The sequence below is a fragment of the [Clostridium] ultunense DSM 10521 genome (assembly GCF_000511955.1).
Taxonomy (GTDB): domain Bacteria; phylum Bacillota; class Clostridia; order Tissierellales; family Tepidimicrobiaceae; genus Schnuerera; species Schnuerera ultunensis.
On record NZ_AZSU01000007.1, the window covers coordinates 17,504 to 25,484 of the forward strand.

7 protein-coding genes are annotated in these 7,981 nt (G+C 34.6%); 1 reads left to right on the forward strand and 6 read right to left on the reverse strand.

Annotated elements, in window-relative coordinates; genetic code table 11:
* From CUL_RS17620 to ftsH, 6 genes are all read right to left on the reverse strand, one after another.
* Positions 1–910, reverse strand: a 910-nt coding sequence (locus CUL_RS17620; protein ID WP_035143333.1) for an acyl-CoA mutase large subunit family protein, incomplete at its 3' end; no start/stop codon positions are given.
* Positions 911–1,154: 244 nt separating this feature from the next.
* Positions 1,155–1,505 (reverse strand): DUF3870 domain-containing protein, encoded by a 351-nt coding sequence (locus tag CUL_RS0114760; RefSeq protein WP_025642455.1) that lies wholly within the window; start codon positions 1,503–1,505, stop codon positions 1,155–1,157.
* 99 nt (positions 1,506–1,604) lie between these two features.
* The gene (locus tag CUL_RS0114765; protein ID WP_025642456.1) at positions 1,605–2,432 is read right to left on the reverse strand and encodes a beta-keto acid cleavage family enzyme; all 828 of its coding nucleotides are present in this window, start codon (positions 2,430–2,432) and stop codon (positions 1,605–1,607) included.
* A gap of 12 nt (positions 2,433–2,444) precedes the next feature.
* Positions 2,445–3,818, reverse strand: a complete 1,374-nt coding sequence (locus CUL_RS0114770; protein ID WP_025642458.1) for an aspartate aminotransferase family protein — start codon at positions 3,816–3,818, stop codon at positions 2,445–2,447.
* Positions 3,819–3,849: 31 nt separating this feature from the next.
* Positions 3,850–5,151 (reverse strand): dicarboxylate/amino acid:cation symporter, encoded by a 1,302-nt coding sequence (locus tag CUL_RS0114775; RefSeq protein WP_025642460.1) that lies wholly within the window; start codon positions 5,149–5,151, stop codon positions 3,850–3,852.
* A gap of 396 nt (positions 5,152–5,547) precedes the next feature.
* Complete coding sequence (ftsH, locus tag CUL_RS0114780) at positions 5,548–7,362, reverse strand: ATP-dependent zinc metalloprotease FtsH (RefSeq protein ID WP_025642462.1); 1,815 nt, start codon at positions 7,360–7,362, stop codon at positions 5,548–5,550.
* 165 nt (positions 7,363–7,527) lie between these two features.
* Here ftsH and CUL_RS19200 point away from each other — a divergent pair.
* Positions 7,528–7,981, forward strand: a 454-nt coding sequence (locus tag CUL_RS19200) for a helix-turn-helix domain-containing protein (protein ID WP_236616435.1), incomplete at its 3' end; no start/stop codon positions are given.

Below are 7,981 nucleotides of genomic sequence, written 5' to 3' on the forward strand. Positions count from 1 at the left end.
CTGCCCTATATTTTGCTACTTCTTCTAATAGGTCGTTATGGGCATTGAAGAAGAAGGATAATCTAGGAGCAAAATCGTCTACATCTAATCCTGCATTGATGGCTGCATCTACATAAGCGATTCCATCAGCTAATGTAAAGGCTACTTCCTGGGCTGCTGTAGAACCAGCTTCTCTTATATGGTAACCACTAATACTTATGGTGTTCCATTTAGGTACTTCTTTGGAACAGTATTCAAATATATTAGTTATTAATCTCATGGATGGTTCTGGTGGAAATATATAAGTCCCTCTTGCTATGTATTCTTTTAATATATCGTTTTGGATGGTTCCTCTTAATTTATCTTTGGATACTCCTTGTTTTTCTGCAACGGCAATGTACATAGCTAATAAAACGCTTGCCGGAGCATTAATGGTCATTGATGTGCTTACCTTATCTAAAGGTATTCCATTGAATAATATTTCCATGTCCTTTAATGAATCTATGGCTACTCCTACTTTTCCTACCTCTCCTTCAGATAATCCATGGTCTGAATCGTATCCTATCTGAGTTGGCAGGTCAAATGCAACGGATAAGCCCGTTTGACCTTGGTCTAATAGGTATTTATACCTTTTATTAGATTCTTCCGCAGTAGCAAAGCCTGCATATTGTCTCATAGTCCAAAGTCTACCTCTGTACATAGTAGGTTGGACTCCCCTTGTAAAGGGATACTCTCCCGGAAAACCTAGTTTTTCTTTATAATCCAATTCCTCTACATCTTCTGGAGTGTATAACCTATCAACTTCCAGATTAGAACCCGTTGCAAATTTCTCCTTCCTTTCAGGAAATCTACTGATGACTTTTTGTACCTTCTCTTTTGTCCATTTCTTTTCAGCTTCTTTAATTTCCTCTAACTTTTTCTCATTAAACATATTTCCATCCTCCTTATTGGAAAAGTTGCCGTCAATAATATTACTATCCACTATCTATTATATTAATAATCTTATAGATTTTGCAACATATATTTCAATATTTTTTCAAAATGAAATAAATATTGCAAAATCTACAAATGTAAAATCTACAAAAAAGAGTACTAATGGCTACCCTAGTCATTAGTACTGGATTTTATTTGATATGCAATTTGGGTTTAATCTTATTGCCACAAATAAAACAGTATTAGTACTTTTGATTTTCTTCTTTCCACTTTAAATATCTTTTATAAACTCCCTTGGTAGCAACTATTACAGCTTTCTGTGAATATCCAAAAAATCTAGATTCTATTTTTTCTATTATACCATCTATGCCATCATTTTCAATGTTATGCCCTATTATTAGATAAGATAGAAAGTCTTTGCACAAATCAGATATTAAAGTTACCATTACATCTTCTATTATCCCCGTCTTAACATTGATTAAAAAACCTACTCCTACTACCTTGTGAACATAGGTTGCTGATATATCAGAAGGAAGTTTGGCATAGGAAACAAAATATACAGTATCCCCTCCAAAATCTCGAACCTTCCTCACCGTTCCACCTCCTCTACAGAATATATTCTACACCTTCCTTTGGAAATCCTCCATGGATTTCAAAAAAGGCTGCATTCTTGAATGCAGCCTTTTTTATTTTTATTTAAGGCCTAGTATATCCCTAGCTTCATCTGGAGTAGCTATTTCCCTTCCCAATTCTTTAGCAATTCTAACTACCCTTTCTATTAACATGACATTGGTAGCCAAAACACCTTTATCGTAAAGAATTGTATCCTCTAAACCAGTTCTTGTATGTCCTCCTAATAAAATAGACATGGTTAACATTGGTAGTTGGCTTGGTCCTATTCCCGAAACAGTAAAAGTTGAACTTTCCGGTAAAGATTCTACCATATGCAATAGATTTCTAGGAGTACCGGATACTGAACCTCTGACATTCATTACAAGATTAAATTGTAAAGGAGGCTTTAATACGCCTTTCTTAACTAAGTATTTGGCATTATCAATCATTCCTAAATCAAAGACTTCTATCTCTGGCTTTATATTGTTTTCATACATTTTGCTAGCTAGTTCTTCGATTAATTCGAAGGAATTTGCATTTACTTGGGTTGTAAAGTTAGAAGAACCTGTAGATAAACTGGCCATCTCAGCATTCAAATCTAACATTTGGCCTCGCCACTCAGTAGTATTTCCCCCACCTCTGGCCCCTGTAGAAAGTTGGGTTATAATACCACAGTCCCTCTTTTTTAACTCATCTAAAACCCTTTTATATAGTTCTCTATCACAAGTTGGCTTTCCTTCTTCATCCCTCACATGAATGTGGGCTACTGATGCTCCTACCTCCCTACATCTAATTATGTCGTCGACTATTTCCTCAATGGTAATTGGAGTATGTGGGTTCATCTCTTTTGTGGGAACATTTCCAGTAAGAGCAACAGTAATTATTAACTTTTCTTTTCTATAATCCATGGTCAAACCTCCTTAATATGCTCTTTGTCCTAATACCTCATCAGTAGTCTTTTTAATTGTATTCTCAAGTTTTTCATATAATAGATCTATTTCTTCTTTAGTTATATTAATTGGAGGCGCTAATAATATATGGTCTCCCCTAACTCCATCAACAGATCCACCACCCGGATACAATACTAACCCTTCATCCAATCCATTATTGGTTATCTTCCCCTTGACATTTTCTGATACTTCAAAAGGTTCCTTAGTTTCTTGATCCTTAACAAATTCAATGCCTATCATAAGACCTTTTCCTCTAATATCTCCAACTATAGGATAATTGTACAAGTTCTCTAGTTTTCTCAATAGATAATCTCCTTGAATTGCACAATTTTCTATAAAGTTTTCTCTTTCTATGATTTCCATTACCTTATCTGCAATTCCGCAGGACAGTGGATTTCCTGCATAAGTATGCCCATGTATAAAATTGCCCGATCCTTCTATCATAATGGTATTAAATATTTCATCGGTACATACAGCGGCACCTATTGGAGTATATCCGCTACTTAATCCCTTAGCAATCACTAGAATATCTGGCTTAGCTTCAAAATGTTCCGAGGCCATTTTTTTACCGGTTCTACCTGTCCCTGCCATAACCTCATCCATTATGAATAAAACATCGTATTTATCACAGATTTCTCTAACCATTTGGAAATATATCTTCTCTGGGTGAACTCCCGGAGCTGCTGAACCTATTACCGGTTCTGAAATAAATCCAGCTATGTTTTCTGGTCCATGTCTTAATATTTCCTTTTCTAATTCCTTGGCAGCTAATATACTGGTTTCCTTTAATGTTTCTGCCCTCCACGGGTTCCTATAATGATAGAATTGGTTTATTTTAGGGAAATTAGCTAATAGAGGATCATATATTTTTCTTCTGCCAATGCTGCCAGTCATTGATAAAGAACCTATTGTAGCTCCATGATAGGAATTCCACTTGGAAATAACTTTCCACTTACTTGTCTTATGTCCATCTCTTTCTACAAAATACTGTCTAGCCATTTTTATTGCAGTTTCTGTAGCTTCAGATCCACCAGATACGAAATATACATGGTTTAATCTCTCAGGACACCAATTAGCAATTCTTTCTGCACATTTTTCAATGGAATCTACTGTCCAGCGGGACAAATGAGTAAAAGCAATCCTTTCTATATGCCCCTTTGCAAATTCTGCCACTTCTTTATTCCCATGACCTATATTGGCCACAGCAGAACCAGAACAACCATCAATATATTTCTTTTCATCTTCTCCATATAGATAGATACCTTCTCCCCTTACAATTCTAGGATAATGCCAATTTTGATTTCTATAGAACACATAATTTTTTGGTGCTTTGTTCAAACTCATTAAGATTCCTCCTTTTTAATATCTTTATTTGTTAAACGTTTTCCTCCAATCCATTTGAAACATTATTAACCGCAAACATTCCCCCATGATTGAATAATTCCCTATCTAAATCTCCTTCCATTGAAGATACAGTAACTCCTACTACTAAATCCCCTAAGGCATTGGTAGAAGTATGAATTTGATCTACTATTCTATATACTCCTGCTATTAATGCTATACCATCCAAAGGAATTCCTAATCCAGTTAAAAGCGCTATAGAAATAATGAGTCCTGTCTGAGGAGCTGCTGCACAACCTATAGATAACATTGTAGCCGTTAGCACTAACATTATCTGTTGACTAATCGTAATAGGTATGCCATATAGCTGAGCAGCAAACATTACTACAATACCAAAATAAATCCCTGTTCCATTCATATTAGCTGTTGCCCCAAGGGGTAATATAAAACTAGCTGTTTCTTTTGGAATTCCTAATTCATCAGTTCCTACTTTCATGGTTACTGGAAGAGCTGCTGCACTACTACAAGTACTAAAGGCTATAGCCCAAGGTTGAAAAGACTTTTTATAGAATTTCAATGGATTTACTTTTGCTATAAAAAACAATATTAATGAATACCATACCGCTATATTAAATATATTCGCTCCATAATCTACTAAAATGAACTTAAATACAGGACCAAAAATACCTACTCCAAAGGTTGCCACAGCTTGTGTCATCAATCCAAATACCCCGATAGGAGTAAATTGTATTACAATATCCACTACTTTGTACATCATTTCAGAACATCTATCTACTAAGTCCACAATAGGTTTTGCCCTTTCCCCCATTAGTAATAATCCGGCTCCTATGAATATACCAAAGGTAATAATGTGAAGCATTTCTCCTTGAGCTAGAGACTCAAATATATTTGCTGGAAATAGCCCTAATATGGATTCGAACACTGTTGGAAGTTCTCTCATTTCCACTGTTCCTGCACCAAGTTCTGCAATATTTAATCCTGCACCAGGTTTAAATATATTGGCCATAATAATACCAGTCCCTATGGAAAGAAAACCTGTTAAGAAAAAGAATATCACCGTCTTAGTCCCAATACTTCTTAGTTTCTTAATTTCAGTAAGATTGGAAACCCCACTAATTATTGAAAAAAGCACCAACGGAACTACTACCATCCTGATAAGTCGTAGAAAAATATCTCCTAGTAAGCCAAGCCAAGGCAATAATTTGACAACAAAAGGTTGATCTTTTCCTATTGCACTCAAAATAGTTCCTAATATAATCCCTAGAAATAAGCCAATGAAAATCTTATGAAATAATTTCAGCTTTCCCCTTTTCATCAGATACCCCTCCTTTATTCTCCTTTTATTAATCTACTTTATAAATAAAGCTTTATAATTGAACTAGACCTCCTTTCCTCATAAAATATAAAAACCCAGTATTAATGACAATAAGAAATCATTAATACTGGGTTTTATCTGCTAAACAACTTGGGTTTATCCGCCTTGTCACAAATAAAGCAGTACTATGAAAATATTTTAAGTTTTTGGTTTGTTAATATTATATCACATGCCAAAAATTGTTTCAATAGTGAATTGTCTAAATATTTGTTATAGTTTTTTTATTTTATATTTTCATAATATATATTCTACACGGATTCAAAAAATCCTTCTTTTTTAAAACTTTTTTAAATTTTAAATAAAAAAGAAAGGTAGCAAATATACTAGCTACCTATTTTATGCTCCCTGGAATACTTCTTCAAATTCTTTTGCATCTAGAGTTTCTCTGTCTAAAAGAGCTTCTGCTACTCTGTGAAGTTTGTTGATATTTTCTTTCAATAATTCTTCTGCCTTATTATATGCCTTATCTATTAAGCCTCTCATTTCTCTATCTATAGCTGCGGCTACCTCTTCACTATAGTTTCTTGCTCTTCCAAAGTCTCTACCTACAAATACCTCTTCTTCATCAGTACCATAGGTCATGGGACCTAAATTGCTACTCATACCATAGTGAGTAACCATTCTTCGTGCTAATTTAGTAGCTCTTTCAATATCATTTTGAGCTCCAGTACTTATATCACCTAGAACTAAAGCTTCTGCTACTCTACCACCTAACAAAGATATCAACTGGTCTTCCATTTTACTTTTAGTCATAAAATATCTATCTTCATCTGGTAGATATGCTGTAAATCCTCCTGCCATACCCCTTGGTATAATAGTCACCATGTGAACAGGATCAGCATTTGGAAGAAGTCTAGATGTAATAGCGTGCCCTGCTTCATGATAGGCTGTAAGCCTTCTTTCTTCTTCACTAATGACTCTACTTTTCTTTTCTGGCCCAGCAACAACCTTTATAGAAGCTTCATCAATAATCTCCATAGGAATCTTCTTTAAATTATTTCTTGCAGTTAATAGTGCTGCTTCATTGGTTAGATTTTCTAAATCTGCTGGAGAAAATCCTGGGGTTCTTTTTGCAACAACTTTCAAATCTACATCCTCTTCTAAAGGTTTATTTCTAGTATGGACCTTTAGGATTTCTTCCCTAGCCTTAATATCTGGCAAGCCTACATATATCCGTCTGTCAAATCTACCTGGTCTTAAAATTGCAGGATCCAGTATATCAGGTCTATTAGTTGCTGCCATGACGATTATTCCTTCATTAGTACCAAACCCATCCATTTCAACTAATAATTGATTTAAAGTTTGTTCTCTTTCATCATGTCCGCCACCAAGTCCTGCTCCTCTTCGTCTTCCTACTGCGTCTATTTCGTCAATAAATATTATACAAGGTGCATTTTTCTTTGCTTGTTCAAATAAATCTCTAACCCTACTTGCTCCAACACCTACAAACATTTCCACAAAATCAGACCCAGATATACTGAAAAAAGGTACCCCTGCTTCTCCTGCTACTGCTTTGCTTAGATAAGTCTTCCCCGTGCCTGGAGGTCCTACTAACAGCACTCCTTTAGGAATTCTAGCACCTATTTCAATATATTTTCTCGGATTCTTTAGAAAATCTACTATTTCTTTAAGTTCCTCTTTTTCTTCTTCTAAACCTGCCACATCATTAAAAGTAATGACATTTCCATCTTCTTCTTTATGCAATCTAGCTTTACTTTTCCCAAAGGACATTACCCTACCGCCTCCCCCTTGGGATTGTTGCATAAAAGCAAACCAAAATACAACGATTATTAAAACCATAAAAATCGTTGGTAGTGCTGTAATAAACCAAGGTTCTGATGGAATAGGTTCAGCTCCATAACTTTCTATTTGACCAGAATCAACTTTTTCTTTTAAATAATCTTCATAAAAAGTACGTTCCATATGTGTAGGTATCATAACTGTATATTGGGTACCATTTTTTAACTTTCCCTTTAGTGTATCCCCTACAGTTATTATGCTTGATACTTCATTGTTTTCTAAATGAATTAAAAACTCAGTTACATCTATTTCCTTAACTTGCTCTACATCTTTCCCAATCATAGTCACAACAAAAATAATGATGATAAGTAGAAGCAAATAAAGACTTGTTCCTCTAAAAAATTTTCTCAATCCAAGTCCTCCCTTCTATCTAGTGTCAAGATTATATTTCTAGATTATAGCATATTTTCTGTTAAAATACAACATTATCTACCTGCTTCATATTATTATTCTATGATAATGTCATATTAAATTCATTCTGATAAAATGTCATATATGAGAGAGGAGATATTTAATATGACTCAAAAAGAAATAACTAGACTTAGAGTCATTAATCAAACAGTTGATAAAGTAATAACTATTCGAGAAGCTGCTGAGATTTTAAGCTTAAGTGAACGCCAAGTGTTAAGGTTAAAGAAAGGAGTTGTAGAAGAAGGACCTGCGTTCATTATCCATAAAAACAGAGGCCGTAAACCAAAGCATGCTATATCGGATGGAACTAGAGATTTGATTATTAAACTTAAACAGACAAAATATAAGGAGGCTAATTTTAATCATTTTCAGGAATTAATTGAAGAACATGAAAATATTCAGGTAAGCTATCCTACGGTGTATAGAATTCTAACTGAGGCAGGTATTAAAAGCCCTAAAAAGCATCGTAAACGTAAGACACATCATAGAAGAAAAAGAAAACCTCAAAAAGGCATGTTAGTGCAAATTGATGCATCTCCCCATGAATGGATTATTGGTG

Excerpts from the sequence above, each read along its gene's own strand:
- CUL_RS0114775 (WP_025642460.1), bottom strand. The coding sequence starts at position 5,151 with ATGAAAAGGGGAAAGCTGAAATTATTTCATAAGATTTTCATTGGCTTA.
- CUL_RS0114765 (WP_025642456.1), bottom strand. The coding sequence starts at position 2,432 with ATGGATTATAGAAAAGAAAAGTTAATAATTACTGTTGCTCTTACTGGA.
- CUL_RS0114770 (WP_025642458.1), bottom strand. The coding sequence starts at position 3,818 with ATGAGTTTGAACAAAGCACCAAAAAATTATGTGTTCTATAGAAATCAA.